This window comes from Spongiimicrobium salis, from assembly GCF_043678055.1.
Lineage (GTDB): Bacteria > Bacteroidota > Bacteroidia > Flavobacteriales > Flavobacteriaceae > Spongiimicrobium > Spongiimicrobium salis.
Map to the genome: position 1 here is coordinate 373,279 of NZ_JBHEQA010000001.1, position 15,692 is coordinate 388,970.

The window sequence follows — 15,692 nt, forward strand, 5'->3', positions numbered from 1 at the left end:
AACGATAGTCATGTTACAAAAATACGCTCTTGTTCTTTTATCTTTCAGTTTCAGTTTGTCTTTTGGGCAGCAAAAAAATGTTGCCTTAAATGCAGATTCTTGGACCGTACATAAAAATACCAGCGCTGAATTTGAAGAAGTTCAGGGTAGAAACACTTTGTTCCTGAATGGTCGTGTTACCCTCAAAGATTTTTCCTTTTTAAATGGCACGCTCCAAGTAGATATACTCGCCAACTCCTCCAGAAGTTTTGCCGGTATATTTTTTCGATCTCAACAAGAAACCTCAGAAGAAGTGTATTTACGCATGCACAAAAGCAAGCAACCCGATGCTGTACAATATACTCCTCTATATCACGGGGAAAGCAATTGGCAATTGTACCGGGAACATCAAGTAAAAGTTCCTTTCAAAGAAAAAGGATGGAACACCTTGAAAATTACCATTTTAAATAATGCCGCCAAAGTTTATGTAAATGATGACTTCGTCATGGAAGTAGCTCATTTAAAAACGGGAAATAATGTGGGAAGTGTAGGTTTGTGGGCATTGTTTGGGAATCGTTTCTCCAATTTTAGCTATACCGAAGGTTTTGACTTCACTCCTAAATTTAAATACCCCCAGCAGGTGGATTCCAATATCATATCCCAATGGGAAATATCCGAACCACATTCGTATCATGAAAAGGCCTATGAAAAAGATTTTACAAAGGAAGTCTATCAAAAGGCAAGCACGGAAGTATCGGGTTTATTGCCCATAGGAAAATATGTTGAAAAACCTTCAAGGGCTAATTTTGACAAAAACAAGGAAGACTATGTGGTGCTACAGCTCAATATACGATCCGACAAAAATCAGTTAAAAAAATTCTTTTTTGATTATAGTGACAAAGCCATTATTTTCTTAAATAAAACTGAGCTTTTTCGAGGCAACAATGCTTTTAGAAGTAAAGGAATTCAGCATAAGGGCCATACAGACATAGAGGCGAACACTTTAACTTTAACATTAAAAAAAGGCATAAATGTTCTTCATGTAATGGTCATTGAAAAAGCAAATGGTTGGGGGTTCCTCGGAAAGTTTGAGAATAGGGATGATATTTCCATACCTTAAAAAAAGGAACCACAACTTTAGCTAAAATAAAAAAGGGCCATGTGCATGGCCCTTTTCCTAATTCTAAAATTAATGTCCTAATATTAATATAAGAATCGAAGTGCGGTTCTGTCATTGGCATTGAACTCTCCATTAACACCACTGTTAAAGCAGGCTAACATAATAGAGTTTGGATCAAAACCAGCCGGTGTTCCAGGAATTTGGATTGCTCCTACTCCTCCATCACCTTCATTGATGTTATCTCCACAGCTCTGTCTGCTGAAGAAATCGGTGTGTCTGAATCCAATAGAATGTCCAATTTCATGTGTTACAACATGCTCGTTAACATCATTGGAAAAGCCATTTAAACCAAAAATTTGAACGAATCTGTTAGGGTTTCCACCAGAAGGGAATCCGGCAGAACCTCCAGCTCCACCTGGATTGTTCACAGAGTTGTCAAAAACAACTATATCTGCATTCGTACTTTGGGCAAAACGCAAACTAAAGCTAATTCCCAAATTTAATGCATTGTAGTTGTTCACGGCACGGCGTAAACCTGTTCTACCTCTAGAAGATAAGGCAAACTGTCCTCCCGTATACCCTATAACGGTTAAGGTACGTGGTTGGCTTACCAAATTATTGGTTCTGTACTGCTCACTGGTGATTCCACCTTCATCAGCATAGATGCTCATCGTGTTGATTTCGTTTTCAGTAAGTAGAATATCTCCTCCGATCTTGAAACCTTCAAAAGTACTGCCATCTGGGTAGGTTGTAGTGTAAGGTTCTACCACACTGCTATTTAGGGCCAAAGCATCTAGTTTGGCCCTCAAAGCAGGCGTTACTTTTAGTTCGGCTTCTACGGTTTCTACCTCTGTTCCTACATCTTCTGACTCACAGGAGACAAAAACGGTCATTAGGGAAAGCGCAAAAATTTTACCGAAATTCTGTAAATTTTTCATTTTTTAATAGTTTTTAGTTAACAAAATGTGAAATGTAAATTCTGTGCACGAATTTTCTGGCAGCTAAAGTATTGCGTTTTATTTTTAATTAACAATTTTTTAAGATAAATTCGATGAAATGCACACTCAAAATTTTCAGTTTTGCTTAATTGTTATATTTTGCATTAATTTTTAGCGTATCAATCAAAAATGTTAACAAAAAATACGTTAATCGAAAAAACGAATTATTTCTAGATTTTCTATTTAAAATGTAATACTTTTAAACGTTTACCCCATCTAAAAATCTTGACAAAAAACTACATTCCCCAATGTAATTATTGTCACTTTAGCTATGAAAGAACACCTATACCGTATTGTACTATTGCTCTACGCCGCACCTATTTTGGGGCAAACGTCATTTGACACGAAATGGATGGATTACATTCATAAAAATCAGGATTTGACGTCTTTACAGCAAAAAAATGCTACCGTGACTGCCTTGATCCGTTTGCGTACCGAACAAAAGTCTTTCTTGGGAACCAAAGAGATAACCGTACTGCGCGTTCTCGATAATGAACATTATGTAATTTCTTTACCCCAAACAATGTACTCTCCTTCCAATGAAATGTACAGTATAGCTTTGGTCAATAATGAATGGAAACTAGGGAATTCCGTAAAGAACATTCAATCCACAACCGAAGCCAACTATGTCGTCCATTCTAAAGACCTCCAAAAAACGCAGGATTTACTCAAAAGAAATAAAACGGTTTCCATTACCGGGCAGACAAGTGCCTATTTGTATATCTATGGAAGATTATCCGATATCAAGGCTGCGGTACTTCCCTTAACAGAAGTAACCTATATTGGGTACGAATCTTTTGACCCTATACCAGAAAGTACTGTAAATGATCTAAACCTTGGCATTAACAATATCAATAAAATAGCAGTAGATTATCCCAACCTTACCGGAATGGGCATTACCGTTTCCGTAAAGGACAATCGCTATTTTGAAGGAGATATTGATCTTATCGATAAATTGATTTTCTCTCCTTTACAATCCGACATTTTTGAACAACACCCAACAGATATGTCCACCATCATAGCCGGACTTGGAAATTCTTCCATAAATGGCAAAGGGGTTGCCCCAAGTGCGCTCCTACAATCTTCAAACTTAATGAACCTACCCCCTGATGCTGCCCAATACTTGACAGGAAGCGGTATTTTCATACAAAATCATTCTTACGGCACTTCTATTGAAAATTTTTATGGCTCGCTCGCCCAGGCCTATGATCAACATATTCATGAAAACCCAAATGAATTGCACATTTTTTCTTCAGGAAATGCTGGAGGCATTGTACCTGAGGATGGGAGTTATGCTGGTCTTGGAAATTTTGCCAATCTCACAGGGAATTTTAAAATGGGCAAGAACAACTTGATTATTGGAGCGATAAATGAGGAGGATGAACGTTCTCCTTTTTCATCAAAAGGACCTGCTTTTGACGGTAGAATAAAACCAGAATTGGTAAGCTACAGTATCATTGGAACTTCCAATTCCACAGCGTTGACTTCCGGCTTGTCCGCCCTACTACAACAAGCCTATCAAGAGTCACAAGGTACACCTGCCCCAGCTGCGCTCTCTAAAGCGGCCTTGATCAATAGCGCCAATGACATTGGGGCCAAAGGTCCCGATTTTGCCACGGGTTATGGGAACATCAATGGTCATAGAGCGGTTAGTACCCTCATAGAGGGACGCTATATTCTAGACGAAGTGCAACCCGCAGAAACCAAAAATTTCTCTATTCCCCTACCCGAAAATGCCAAAAACCTTAAAATTACTTTGGTCTGGACAGATGTCCCAGCGATGGTCAATAGTAATCTTGCCCTCATCAATGATATTGACATGACCGTTATCTCGCCTTCAGGTAGTACGCACTTACCCTGGATATTGAACAGCAACCCTTCCCAAGCTGCTTTGGAAGCTTCAGCGGAAAGGGGAGAAGATCACCTCAACAATATTGAACAAGTAGTGATCGAAAATCCAAGTTCCGGCGAATTTAGTATCCGTATTACAGGCTTTGACATCAGCACTCCTTCCCAAGCATTTGCCATTGCCTATCAATGGGATATCGAAGATCATTTTTCATGGAACTACCCTCTGGTCAATGATAATTTCCCGTATAATGGGGAAACCATAAGTTATTTTAGATGGGAAAGTAGTTTTGATGAGGCTGCGGGAGAATTGGCTATTAGTTATGATGATGGTCTTAGTTGGAATGTCATAGACACACAATTAGCTATTCAGGATGGCTTTTATCTATGGGAGCCCCCAGAGGATTTTGCCGGTACCGCCCTAGCGAGAATGACCATTGATGAGCAAGACTTTCTTACTGAACCCTTTACGATTTCCAGAGCCATTAATATCAATGTAGGATTAAATTGTGAAGACACGGTTCAACTCGTTTGGAGGAAACAAGAAGGGGTTTCGGCATATCGGGTGTACAATTTAAATGAAAATACACTAGAACCATTAGTTACGGCCGTGGATACTACTTTTGTCTTTAATAAAACTGCCGTTGCTTCCAATTTTTTTTCAGTACAACCTATTTTAGAAAACGGGAATCCCGGTATTCTTGGAATAGCACAGGATTATGAGGTATTTGAAGCAGGCTGCTATGAGAGCGCATTGATTGCGGAGGTCTCAGAAGATCAAACCGCGGGTGAGCTCAGCATAATCGTATCCAGTGTATTAAATGTGGCTACAATAGAAATTGAAAAGCTCGTTGCAGGTACTTTTGAAGCTATAGGAACTATTGCCGAAAATGCTTCGTTACGCTTTGTTTTTTTAGATGAAAATCCGGATCAGGGACTGAATACTTACCGGGTTAAAATTACCACTTTGGATGGTGGCACGTTCTTTTCTGAAGAGGCAGAGCTCTTCTTTTTGAGCACCACTCCTTTTGCTTTTTTCCCCAATCCGGTAACGGATGGAATCACCATTTTTACCAAAAGTTTTCCTGAGGAAAAAGTATGGATGGAAATTTATAGTCTGGCAGGGCGATTACTAATGACCACGGAGATAAATTCGGAACAGCAATTTGTTGTTTTAACCAATTTGCGTCAAGGTGTATACGCTTTATCGCTGTACAGTGAAAAAAGTAAGGAACGCTTGGCCAAGCTCATCTATAAGCTCTAGGAATTATTAAAGATTTTGGGGTTATTGGGCTTCCCCATAGAAAAGAAAGCTTTTCATTGAGGTCAAAAGCATCTACTACAAAGTATCAGATAGACACTCCTAAGAACACCTGCACCTAAAACTTAACTACAAAAGTATACTTATACAATTTCTGCATTAAGTCCCGCCTTTAACAGCTTACTGCACTGCGGTTTAAGGTCTTTATACGCTCCCGTCTTCACCGTACACTTTCCATTGTGATGCACAATAATGGCACATTGCTCTGCCTGCTCCGGTGTATGGTCACAAACGGCTATTAAAGTATCAATAACATGGTCAAATGTATTGACATCATCATTGAACAATAAGATTTCGTGCTGCTTTACCGTTTCTTCAACGACTAGGAGTTCTTCCGATAATTTTTCTTTACCACTCATAGAAATGGGGTTTTATCTTCGAAACTAAAATACATATTTTACAGCAACCCAATTATTTTTTTCGCTGTTTTTTTCAAATTTTAACCCTTCCTTGGCACATTTTTCGGATATTATTGGGATATCCTCTTGATAAAATCCACTTAAAAAAAGGATTCCTTCTTGTTTTAAACATCCAACATAAGTGGGGATATCCGAAAGTAAAATGTTTCTATTGATATTCGCCAAAATGATGTCATAGCGTTGATTTTTCAATAAACTAGCATCTCCTTCGTATACACTAACTTGCGGGCACTGGTTACGTTCCACATTTTCCAGGGCGTTGACGTAACACCAATTGTCAACATCTATAGCATCTACGGAAGATGCTCCTCGCATTGCCGCCAGAATACCAAGTACACCTGTCCCACTTCCCATATCCAAGACACTTTTACCCTTAAAATCATGCTCCAAGATGTGTTGCAACATCATATGGGTTGTTTCATGATGCCCCGTACCAAAACTCATTTTAGGCTCAATGACAATATCATAACGAACATTTGGCTTTGAATGAAAAGGAGCACGTACCGCACAAAGTTCTCCCACTTGAATAGGTTCAAAATTTTCCTCCCAAGTGGCATTCCAATTCTCTTGGGCAATCTCCTCTTTAGTATAGGCAATCTGAAAATTTGGATGTTCTAAAATCTGGATACCTTCCAGAATTGAAGGATTCCAATCTTCTTTCTGTATATAGGCCAAAATCCCTGTTTCTTCCTCTACAAAGCTCTCAAAACCAACCTCTCCCAGCTCAGCAATTAGAATATCAGAACCTGGCTGCACAGGCTCAACGGTAAAATGATATCCTATATATACGGTATTATTCATCGCGGGTAGCTTTAGCAAAAAGGCGTATTCAATACAACATTATTCAGCATCATCATATCTTTCGTACAGGTTTCCTTACATTAGATTGCCCGTATAATGGCAATAAAATCATCAGCATTTAAAGATGCCCCTCCTATAAGACCTCCATCTACATCGGGTTTTGAAAAAATCTCCTCCGCATTGGCCGGTTTTACACTGCCACCATACAGAATGGATACTTCATCTGCCACAGTAGCGTCGAAGGCCTCTGTTACTGTCTTCCTGATAAAGGCGTGCATCTCTTGTGCTTGTTCCGGGGAAGCCGTCTCCCCTGTACCGATGGCCCACACTGGCTCGTAAGCCAATACAATATTCTTCCATGCTGCTGTATCTAAATGAAATAAGGCATTTTTCAATTGTTCCTCTACTACCTTAAAATGGTTTCCAGACTTACGATCTTCCAATTCTTCGCCAAAACAAAAAAGAATTCGTATCCCTTTTCCTAAGGCGGTATCTACTTTCTTGGCTAAAATTTCATCGGTCTCGCCAAAATAGGCCCTTCGTTCCGAATGTCCAATAATTGCAGTTTCTATACCAACATTCAATAACATGTCTCCAGAGATTTCCCCGGTATAGGCGCCGCTTTCTGCAAAATGCATATTCTGAGCAATCACTTCTATGGCAGAAGCATGCAAATGACGTACAGCTGCCGCAAGATTTATTGAAGTTGGCGCTACCATTACTTCCGCATGGGTATCTGGCAATTTAGCGGATAAGGCCGATAACAATGTTTCCGTTTCCTCTAAATTTTTGTTCATTTTCCAGTTTCCTGCAACGATTTTGTTTCTCATGATGTTCTGTTGATTTCATTATTTTTTTCAAAGGTGCAAAAGTATGGTTTGCCCTTATATCCTACCCATATAAATTCTAATCATTACGATACCCAAGCGCTAAAAAGTGAGCGAATCGATATCGTTATAATGTACTTTTTGTTGTATGGTTCCTTTTTTCAAAACCAAAACTGCCGGGTTAGAGCGCACAATCGTCTTGAGTGCCGTTTCATCGGTGAAATAGAACTCAAAATCCAAGCCGTATTCTTTCCGTATTTTCTCGGTGTATTCTGATCCAGAAGCCGACATGCCAATGACCTTATACCCTTTCTTCGCCGCTGTGGCCGCCATTTCTTTGACCGCTTTAAATGCTGTAGAAGTACTCTTTTTAAGGTCGTAAGCGATAATCATGACCAATTTATCCTTCTTTAGAAAAGTAGGCGCAAAGTCTTCCCCATTCTGCTCAATACTAAAATCATGAATCGGAGGTTCATAACCCGCCTGTATTTCCGTAGTCTCCACACTTATAAACTCTCCTTCCACATTGGGATATTCCTTATTGGTCACGATAATTTTTTCTTCTCCATTGACATCAAATTTCCATGCATATTCATAGATGGCCTGTGGAGCATCTTCAGGAACACTCATGCCGTCCGTGATATTGGCGCCAATCTTATAGGGCCTAAAATCAATAGACGGTAAATGGTTCAATACATGATGGGCAAAAATGACACAAGACAGCAACGCAACTACCGTGACACTTGCATTTATTTTCGTATTGAAGATTGGTTGTATATGTTTCCTACCCACATAGAGAATCAAAATAAGCACTAATAATATCACATCCTTCGTAAAGGATTCCCAGGGCGTTAATTTTATAGCATCCCCAAAGCAGCCACAGTCCGTAACTTTATTGAAGTAGGCCGAGTAGAATGTAAGAAAAGTGAAGAAAACGATCATTGCCAATAGACTCCATAGCGTTAGTTTTACTCGGAATCCTACGAGGAGCATCACGCCCACCAAGACTTCCAGAATCACCACAATAATAGAAATTTCCAACGCATGGGGTTCAAAAAAAGGAAGGTTTAAAACTCCCGGACTAAAATATTCTTCCAATTTAAAGGAAAAGCCCACTGGGTCGTTCAACTTAATAAAACCGCTGATAATGAATAATACCCCAACAAAAATTCTACTAAAACCAACAATAAACTTCATAGTTCTCTTTATAAACTTTGTATACATTTCATATCCCGTAGCGCCTATATCGCCTCCAGAGCGGCAAATCTATCTAAATGCAATAGCATACACAGGGCAAAACAGGATGCACAAGTCTCCCTTATTTCTCTTCGGAAAGGTGAATCATTGCAAAAACGGAATAATTGATCATATCCTGGTAATTGGCATCAATACCTTCGCTGACTAATGTTTTCCCTTGGTTATCTTCTATTTGTTTTACACGCAACAACTTTTGGATGATTAAATCGGTTAATGAACTCACTCTCATATCCCGCCAGGCCTCTCCATAGTCATGATTCTTATTCTCCATTAGGGATTTGGTCTCTTCAAGATGTTTATCATAGAATCCCAAGGCTTCTTCCAATGAAAGATCGGGTTGCTCCGCAATACCTTTTTCCAATTGTATCAACGCCATAAGGGCATAATTGATGATTCCTATAAACTCGGATTTCTCCCCTTCGTCTACTTTCCTTACGGCATTCTCCTGTAAACTTCGTATACGCTGCGCCTTGATATAAATTTGATCGGTGAGTGAAGGCAATCTTAAAATACGCCATGCACTGCCGTAGTCCTTCATTTTTTTTAGGAATAAGTCACGACACTTTTGAATTACTGCATCGTATTGCTGAGAAGTTTGCTGCATCTATTCGTTCTAATTTGCGTAAATTTCGCTTAAAATTTTTAATTGTTCAAAGGTATCTCTTTAAACTTGTCTTTAGATCGTCCGTACCTAGAATTTAATCCGCTAAAAAAATAACCATGACCCTGAATTGCAAGCAACAACTGATTGATTTAAAAAACCCTAAAGTCATGGGCATCCTGAACATTACTCCGGATTCTTTTTTTGATGGCGGAAAATATAAGGACGATGCGGCATTACTGTCTCAAGTGGAAAAAATGTTGAACGATGGAGCTACTTTTATTGATGTTGGCGCTTATAGTTCAAGGCCGGGAGCAGAACATGTCCAAGAAGAGGAAGAATTGCGCAGGATTGTCCCCATTATTGACCTCCTTATCAAAAAATTCCCGGATATTCTACTCTCCATAGACACCTTTAGAAGTACTGTTGCGGCTACTTGCCTTTCACATGGAGCTGCCCTGATCAATGATATTTCGGCCGGAGTCTTGGATGGGAATATGTTTAAGGTGGTAGCCCAATATAAATCGCCTTATATCATGATGCATCTCAAGGGTACCCCGCAGAGTATGCAAGGGCACACCAACTATAAAAACCTTCTCCAGGATATCCTCTATTACTTTTCAGAACGTATTGCCATGGCAAGAGCAGCCGGAATTAAGGATATTATTGTAGACCCGGGCTTTGGCTTTGCCAAAAATGTGACACAAAACTATGAAGTCTTGGGCAAGCTAAACCTCTTTCATCATTTAGATTTGCCTCTCTTGATTGGATTAAGCAGAAAATCCATGATCCATAAAACCCTCCAAACCGATGCCAAAGGAGCACTGAACGGAACCACGGCCTTACATATGTTTGCACTCGGCAAGGGGGTGCAGATATTAAGGGTGCACGATGTCAAGGAAGCCATGGATTGCATTAAACTATGGGAAGCTATTCCGTCAGAAAAAGATTGATTTTTTGTTTCTCAATTTTTCCTAATTTTACAAAAACCGCTAGGATTGGATTTTTTTAATTTTCTCGATTTCAGAATTACCGATATTATAGACATTATTATGGTAGCTGTCCTACTGTACTATGTCTATAAACTGGTCAGAGGAACCGTAGCCATTAATATTTTTATTGGAATTGTCATTGTTTGGGGGTTTTGGAAACTGACCGAGTTATTGGAAATGAAAATGATCAGCAGTATTGTGGGTGGATTTATGCAAGTAGGTCTCATTGCATTGATCATTGTTTTTCAACAAGAAATACGAAAATTCCTATTGATGATAGGATCTACCAATTTTGCAACAAAACGCAATTTCATTCGCCATTTTAAGTTTATTAAGCAAAAAGTATTGACGAATACGGCCAATGTTGAAGCTTTGATAAAAGCCTGCGAAAAAATGAGCGCGTCCAAAACCGGGGCCATTATCGTTATCCAAAGAAATAATTCACTGGATTTTGTAAAATCGTCCGGAGACAAAATGAACATTGAGATCACACAACCCATTATAGAAAGTATTTTTTATAAGAATAGTCCTTTACATGATGGTGCAGCTATTATTGCGGGAAATTTTATTGTAGCCACCAGAGTTATTCTTCCCGTATCCAAAGAACGAAGTATCCCTCTTCGTTTTGGTCTTAGACATAGGGCTGCTGTAGGCATTACGGAAAAAACCGATGCCCTTGCTATCGTAGTAAGCGAGGAAACAGGATTGATTACTTATATTAGAAACGGAGAATTCATATTATATAAAAACCTAGAAGAGCTTACCGAAATTATACAGGAAGACCTAGTCTGAGACAGTAACCCTCAAACGTAGCTGTATCCCATAAAACCAACCATTATGTATTGCAAAAATTGTGACACTCCATTACGCTTTAGGGCCAATTTCTGCTACGCTTGCGGAGCAAAAATCATTAGAAACAGATTAACCATCAAAAATCTATGGGCAGACTTTTCGGAGCGCTTCCTCAATGTGGAAAACTATTTGGTCAAAACCTTCAGGGATATGTTTGCGAAGCCCGACGCTGTAATTTCCGGTTATGTTTCCGGTATACGTAAACGCTATATTAATCCTGCTGGCTACCTTACCTTTGCCCTGACCCTCGCGGGCTTTTTATTTTTTATTCAAAATAAATTTTTTGACTCTATATATACAGATGCCTTCTCGGTTTTTGAATCCAATAATAGCAATGTAAGCTTTCAAGCTACGGAATCCATAAATGAAGCGGTGCAAAATATTCTGGAATATCAATCCTTGATTTTAATACTCACCGTTCCCATTTTAGCCATCATCTCCAGAATCGTATTTTACAACTATAAAAAATTCAATTTCAGTGAACATGTCGTACTCAATATCTATACCTATTCGCACTACACTATCACCATTAGTTTATTGCAATTCCTAACCCTATGGAATAGCAATTTATTTCTGGGTATTGCACTCTCCACGACACTCCTTCAGTTTATCTATTACATCTATGTTTTACAGCAGGTCTTTGATTTGAATGCCGCACAGGTTCTCCTAAAAATTCTATTGTTCTTTGCGGTATCCTTTGTACTTTATATTCTAGTATCTATTGTGTCTTTTGCTTTCGTGTTTCTTTTTACGGATGCTATTGAGGAAATCATTAAAGAAGTGGAAAAAAATAAAAAGGTTGCTCAATTGCCCATGACACTGTATCACTGGATTTCCTAAACAAGACCTAAATGCATTCACCGAAAGTAGCGTTTTAAGCGTATGGAAAAAAGCACATCATTTGAAGTTCCCAGAAAAAAGAAATTTAATCTTAGTTAAGCAACTTCGTCAGACATAAATTGCGCTTCATACAGATTGTTGTAATAGCCCCCATTCTTTAACAGCTCTTGATGTGTCCCAATTTCTACAATTTGCCCCGCATCCATGACAATAATCTTATCGGCCTTTTTTATGGTGGCCAAACGATGCGCAATGATGATGGACGTTCTACCCTCCGTAATTTTTTCGGTTGCCCGTTGGATCAATTGTTCGGAATAGGTATCTACAGAGGAAGTTGCTTCATCCAATACCAGGATACTTGGATTACTCACATAAGCTCTTAGGAAAGCGATCAATTGTCGTTGTCCGCTAGATAACATGGCACCACGCTCTTTTACATTGTATTGGTAATCCTCTGGCAAACTACTGATAAATTCATGAACTCCTATTTGCTTGGCAGCTTCCTTGATTTCTTCTAAAGCGATAGCATCATCCTTTAAAGAAATATTATTGGCAATGGTATCCGCGAAAAGAAAGACATCTTGTAATACAATGGCAATTTTAGATCGCAATGAGGCCAATTTATAATCCCTTATGTTGACGCCGTCCACGAAGATGGCTCCTGAATTGATTTCGTAAAAACGATTCAACAAATTAATGATCGTAGATTTTCCAGCTCCTGTTGCTCCCACAATAGCAATGGTCTCCCCTGCTTTCACATCAAAAGATATTCCATGCAAAACCTCCTCATTCTCCAAGTATCCAAAACGGACATCAGCAAAGGAGATATCTCCTTTGACATCTTCCTTGACCACTTCTCCCTTATCCTCAATATGGCTTTCGGTATCCAGAATTTTAAATACTCGGTTCGCCGCGACCATCCCCATCTGCAAGGTATTGAATTTATCGGCTATCTGTCGCAACGGCCGAAAGAGCATTTCAATAAGAAGGATAAAGGCAAATAATGTCCCGGCCACATTCGTATCGATATTGGCTACGTTTTGAAGCCCTCCAAACCATACTACCAAACCAACGGCAATAGAGGAGACAATTTCAGCGATGGGAAAGAAAATAGAGTTGTACCATACGGTCTTCAACCAAGCATTTTGATGCTTGGTGTTGATTTCCCTAAATTTCTCACTCTCTATTTTTTCACGGGTAAACAATTGTACGATTTTCATTCCTGTAATGCGTTCCTGCACGAAGGAATTTAAATTGGAAACCTGCGCCCTGACTTCGATAAAGGCAACCTTCATTGCTTTTTGAAACAAGCGAGTAGCATAGAGAATCAAAGGAAGTACCAAAAATACGATCAAAGCCAATTTCCAATTAAGCACCAACATAACCACTGCCGCAGCCAACATTTTCAGCAAATCTGCAACGATTACGAAAAAACCTTGACTAAAAATTTCCCCGATACGTTGCATATCTGCAACGGCCCGAGTGACCAATAAACCTATGGAAGAATTGTCAAAATATTTCATTCGAAATCCGATCATTCGTTCAAAGAGTTTGATCCTAATATCCTTGATTACCGATTCTCCCAACCAGTTCGCATAATAATTAAACAGTAACTGGCTAATTACCTGCCCCAGAAGTACTCCTAACATAGACACTACAAGGAACAAGAGTCGTTCGGAATCGGTATTCTTGATTGCTCCATCAACAATATCCCTTAAAATTAAAGGCGTAAGTATTGCAAAGCCAGAAAGTAGTATGGCTGCTAAAGCCACCCCATAAAACGTAAGTCTATATGGTTTCGTATGAGCCACTAAACGTTTGAACAAACGTATATCAAATGCTTTTCCTGTTTCTTTATCCATCTTTTCTTATACTATTTTCGGGGTAGCAAACCTTGGTCAAATATAAGCCTTTTGCCGGCACCGAAGCTCCTGCTTTTCCTCTATCCTTACTTTCAATTACCCGATGTAGATGTTGGCTATCCGTTTTCCCTATTCCAATATCCAAAAGTGTTCCCACGATGGCCCGCACCATGTTTCTCAAAAAACGATCTGCCGTTATGGTGAATACCAATAGGTCACCTTCTTTCTTCCAAAAGGCATTCTCAATCTGGCACAAGAATGTATGCACATCCGTATTGGATTTCGAAAAACACTCAAAATCGGTATAGTCTTTTAGCATTTTTGCGGCATTATTCATCCGCGAAATATCCAAGGGATGTTTTACATAGTGGGCCGCATCTGTGTAAAAAGGATTTTTCTCTTGCACGATCCAATATTCGTACGTTCGTTCCACGGCATGAAAACGGGCATGTAAATCAGGAGCCACTGGGTAAATTCCTGCCACACTGATATCCGCCGGCAAAAATGCATTGAGGCGATATACCAAATCGGGTGCGTTCGTTATTGTTTCGGCATCAAAATGGGCATACATCTGTTTTGCATGAACTCCGGTATCTGTGCGCCCGGCCGCCGTTAACGCAATTGACTTTCTCAAAACTGTGGCAAATGCATCCTCTAAGACTTGCTGTACCGTAATGGCATTGGGTTGTTTTTGCCATCCGTGATAAGATTTGCCAAAGTATGAAAAAGCAATAAAATATCTCAAGTTAATCGCCTATTTTTGTGGTACACAAAGATACCCTAATCCTTTTTAAAAGAAATTTAATCGCCCGCAATTTTAGCATTTTTTTAATGTAATGACACGCATCTTATTACTCTCCGACACCCATAGTTATATTGACGACACCATCTTAAAGTATGCAAAACAAGCCGACGAAATATGGCATGCCGGAGACATTGGGCAATTGACCGTTACCGATTCCCTCCGCAAAGAAAAGCCGTTGCGCGCCGTTTATGGGAACATTGATGACCATAAAATTCAATTGGAATTTCCTTTGGACAATAGATTCTTTTGTGAAGGGGTAGATGTATGGATTACCCATATAGGGGGCTATCCGCATAAGTACAATGTTAGAGTCCGGGAAGAAATCAAAAAAAATCCCCCCAAATTATTTATCAGTGGACACTCACACATTTTAAAGGTGATGTGGGACAAAAAGCTTGGACTATTACATATGAATCCAGGAGCTTGTGGAAAACACGGCTTTCATCAAATGCGCACCATGTTACGCTTTACTATTGATGGAGAAGAAATAAAGGATCTTGAAATTATTGAATTGGGAAAAAGATAATATACGCCACTTAAACTAAAAAACCCGGGAACAACCCCGGGTTTAACGCACTAATACTACTAAGATGTTAGGTTTAACGCAAACGATCAACAGATTTTACAAGATCTTCATCCTTCTTTATAGCCCTGTTGGCCAGGACTAAAAAAACGATAGAAAATACAGGAATCAACATCCCAATACCCTTCTCAGAAATCATAGTTTCTCCGGATAAGCTTAGCGATCGATAAACGAAAAATCCCAGTAAAAAAAGATGTAATATCATATTCAATCTGTTTACCACAAATTGATTTTTTCTATTTTTAAAAAGTGCTATTGCCACTATAGCCAATACGGCAGATACGTAAAAAGCAATGGAAACTGGCACTACATTATGAGCAAAAATAGCATTCCCTTCGGTATCAGACCAGAGTTTTAACACAAAAGGCAGACCACCTGCCAGAAGCGCTACTATGATAAGATAGAAAGTTTGTATTCGCTGAATCATATTATTTGTTCGTATGAAAGCACAAAAATAAGTCTCTTTTCAAAAATTATCCCCCAAATGTTGAAAATAATTTGTAATTTCGCTTTGTTATTAGTTATCACACTTACCAAAACGGGTTTCATTCCCACGTAATATCCACATAACGATACAATCCATATTT

15 protein-coding genes are annotated in these 15,692 nt (G+C 39.2%); 6 read left to right on the top strand and 9 right to left on the bottom strand.

Annotated features, from left to right (window positions below; all coding sequences use genetic code 11):
• Nucleotides 1–10 precede the first annotated feature (10 nt).
• A complete protein-coding gene (locus tag ACEXOE_RS01770; RefSeq protein WP_394747007.1) occupies nt 11–1,099 on the top strand; it encodes a family 16 glycoside hydrolase in 1,089 nt (362 codons plus the stop codon).
• Nucleotides 1,100–1,182: 83 nt separating this feature from the next.
• On the opposite strand, the gene ACEXOE_RS01775 is transcribed toward ACEXOE_RS01770, so the two are convergent.
• Entirely contained in the window at nt 1,183–2,037 is an 855-nt protein-coding gene (locus tag ACEXOE_RS01775) for a M57 family metalloprotease (protein ID WP_394747008.1), read from the bottom strand.
• A 331-nt stretch (nt 2,038–2,368) separates the two neighbouring features.
• Here ACEXOE_RS01775 and ACEXOE_RS01780 point away from each other — a divergent pair, with 331 nt between their 5' ends.
• Entirely contained in the window at nt 2,369–5,209 is a 2,841-nt protein-coding gene (locus ACEXOE_RS01780) for a S8 family serine peptidase (RefSeq protein ID WP_394747009.1), read from the top strand.
• A 140-nt stretch (nt 5,210–5,349) separates the two neighbouring features.
• Here the strand turns inward: ACEXOE_RS01780 and ACEXOE_RS01785 are convergent, their stop codons facing one another.
• From ACEXOE_RS01785 to ACEXOE_RS01805, 5 genes are all read right to left on the bottom strand, one after another.
• Nucleotides 5,350–5,625, bottom strand: a complete 276-nt coding sequence (locus tag ACEXOE_RS01785; protein ID WP_394747010.1) for an ATP-dependent Clp protease adaptor ClpS — start codon at nt 5,623–5,625, stop codon at nt 5,350–5,352.
• A gap of 24 nt (nt 5,626–5,649) precedes the next feature.
• A complete protein-coding gene (gene prmA / locus ACEXOE_RS01790; RefSeq protein WP_394747011.1) occupies nt 5,650–6,486 on the bottom strand; it encodes a 50S ribosomal protein L11 methyltransferase in 837 nt (278 codons plus the stop codon).
• An 80-nt stretch (nt 6,487–6,566) separates the two neighbouring features.
• Nucleotides 6,567–7,316, bottom strand: a complete 750-nt coding sequence (gene tpiA / locus ACEXOE_RS01795; protein ID WP_394747012.1) for a triose-phosphate isomerase — start codon at nt 7,314–7,316, stop codon at nt 6,567–6,569.
• Between the two features lie 99 nt (nt 7,317–7,415).
• On the bottom strand, nt 7,416–8,510 hold the full coding sequence (locus ACEXOE_RS01800; protein WP_394747013.1) for a BT_3928 family protein: 1,095 nt from the start codon (nt 8,508–8,510) through the stop codon (nt 7,416–7,418).
• A gap of 121 nt (nt 8,511–8,631) precedes the next feature.
• Nucleotides 8,632–9,174, bottom strand: coding sequence for a DUF1599 domain-containing protein (locus ACEXOE_RS01805; protein ID WP_394747014.1), 543 nt, complete (start codon nt 9,172–9,174; stop codon nt 8,632–8,634).
• Between the two features lie 116 nt (nt 9,175–9,290).
• On the opposite strand from ACEXOE_RS01805, the gene folP reads away from it, so the two are divergent.
• Genes folP through ACEXOE_RS01820 form a run of 3 tightly spaced genes read left to right on the top strand, consistent with a single transcriptional unit; the run spans nt 9,291 to nt 11,855 of the window.
• Entirely contained in the window at nt 9,291–10,124 is an 834-nt protein-coding gene (folP, locus tag ACEXOE_RS01810) for a dihydropteroate synthase (protein WP_394747015.1), read from the top strand.
• Nucleotides 10,125–10,169: 45 nt separating this feature from the next.
• Nucleotides 10,170–10,955: a diadenylate cyclase gene (locus tag ACEXOE_RS01815; protein ID WP_394747016.1), complete on the top strand. Its 786-nt coding sequence runs from the start codon at nt 10,170–10,172 to the stop codon at nt 10,953–10,955.
• A 45-nt stretch (nt 10,956–11,000) separates the two neighbouring features.
• Complete coding sequence (locus ACEXOE_RS01820; RefSeq protein ID WP_394747017.1) at nt 11,001–11,855, top strand: DUF3667 domain-containing protein; 855 nt, start codon at nt 11,001–11,003, stop codon at nt 11,853–11,855.
• A 95-nt stretch (nt 11,856–11,950) separates the two neighbouring features.
• On the opposite strand, the gene ACEXOE_RS01825 is transcribed toward ACEXOE_RS01820, so the two are convergent.
• A complete protein-coding gene (locus ACEXOE_RS01825) occupies nt 11,951–13,717 on the bottom strand; it encodes an ABC transporter ATP-binding protein (protein ID WP_394747018.1) in 1,767 nt (588 codons plus the stop codon).
• A complete protein-coding gene (gene truA / locus ACEXOE_RS01830) occupies nt 13,710–14,462 on the bottom strand; it encodes a tRNA pseudouridine(38-40) synthase TruA (protein WP_394747019.1) in 753 nt (250 codons plus the stop codon). The genes ACEXOE_RS01825 and truA overlap by 8 nt, the downstream gene beginning before the upstream one ends.
• Nucleotides 14,463–14,553: 91 nt before the next feature.
• Here truA and ACEXOE_RS01835 point away from each other — a divergent pair, with 91 nt between their 5' ends.
• The gene (locus tag ACEXOE_RS01835) at nt 14,554–15,048 is read left to right on the top strand and encodes a metallophosphoesterase family protein (protein ID WP_394747020.1); all 495 of its coding nucleotides are present in this window, start codon (nt 14,554–14,556) and stop codon (nt 15,046–15,048) included.
• A gap of 73 nt (nt 15,049–15,121) precedes the next feature.
• Here ACEXOE_RS01835 and ACEXOE_RS01840 read toward each other — a convergent pair whose 3' ends face one another.
• A complete protein-coding gene (locus tag ACEXOE_RS01840; RefSeq protein WP_394747021.1) occupies nt 15,122–15,532 on the bottom strand; it encodes a DUF4293 domain-containing protein in 411 nt (136 codons plus the stop codon).
• Nucleotides 15,533–15,692: the final 160 nt, after the last annotated feature.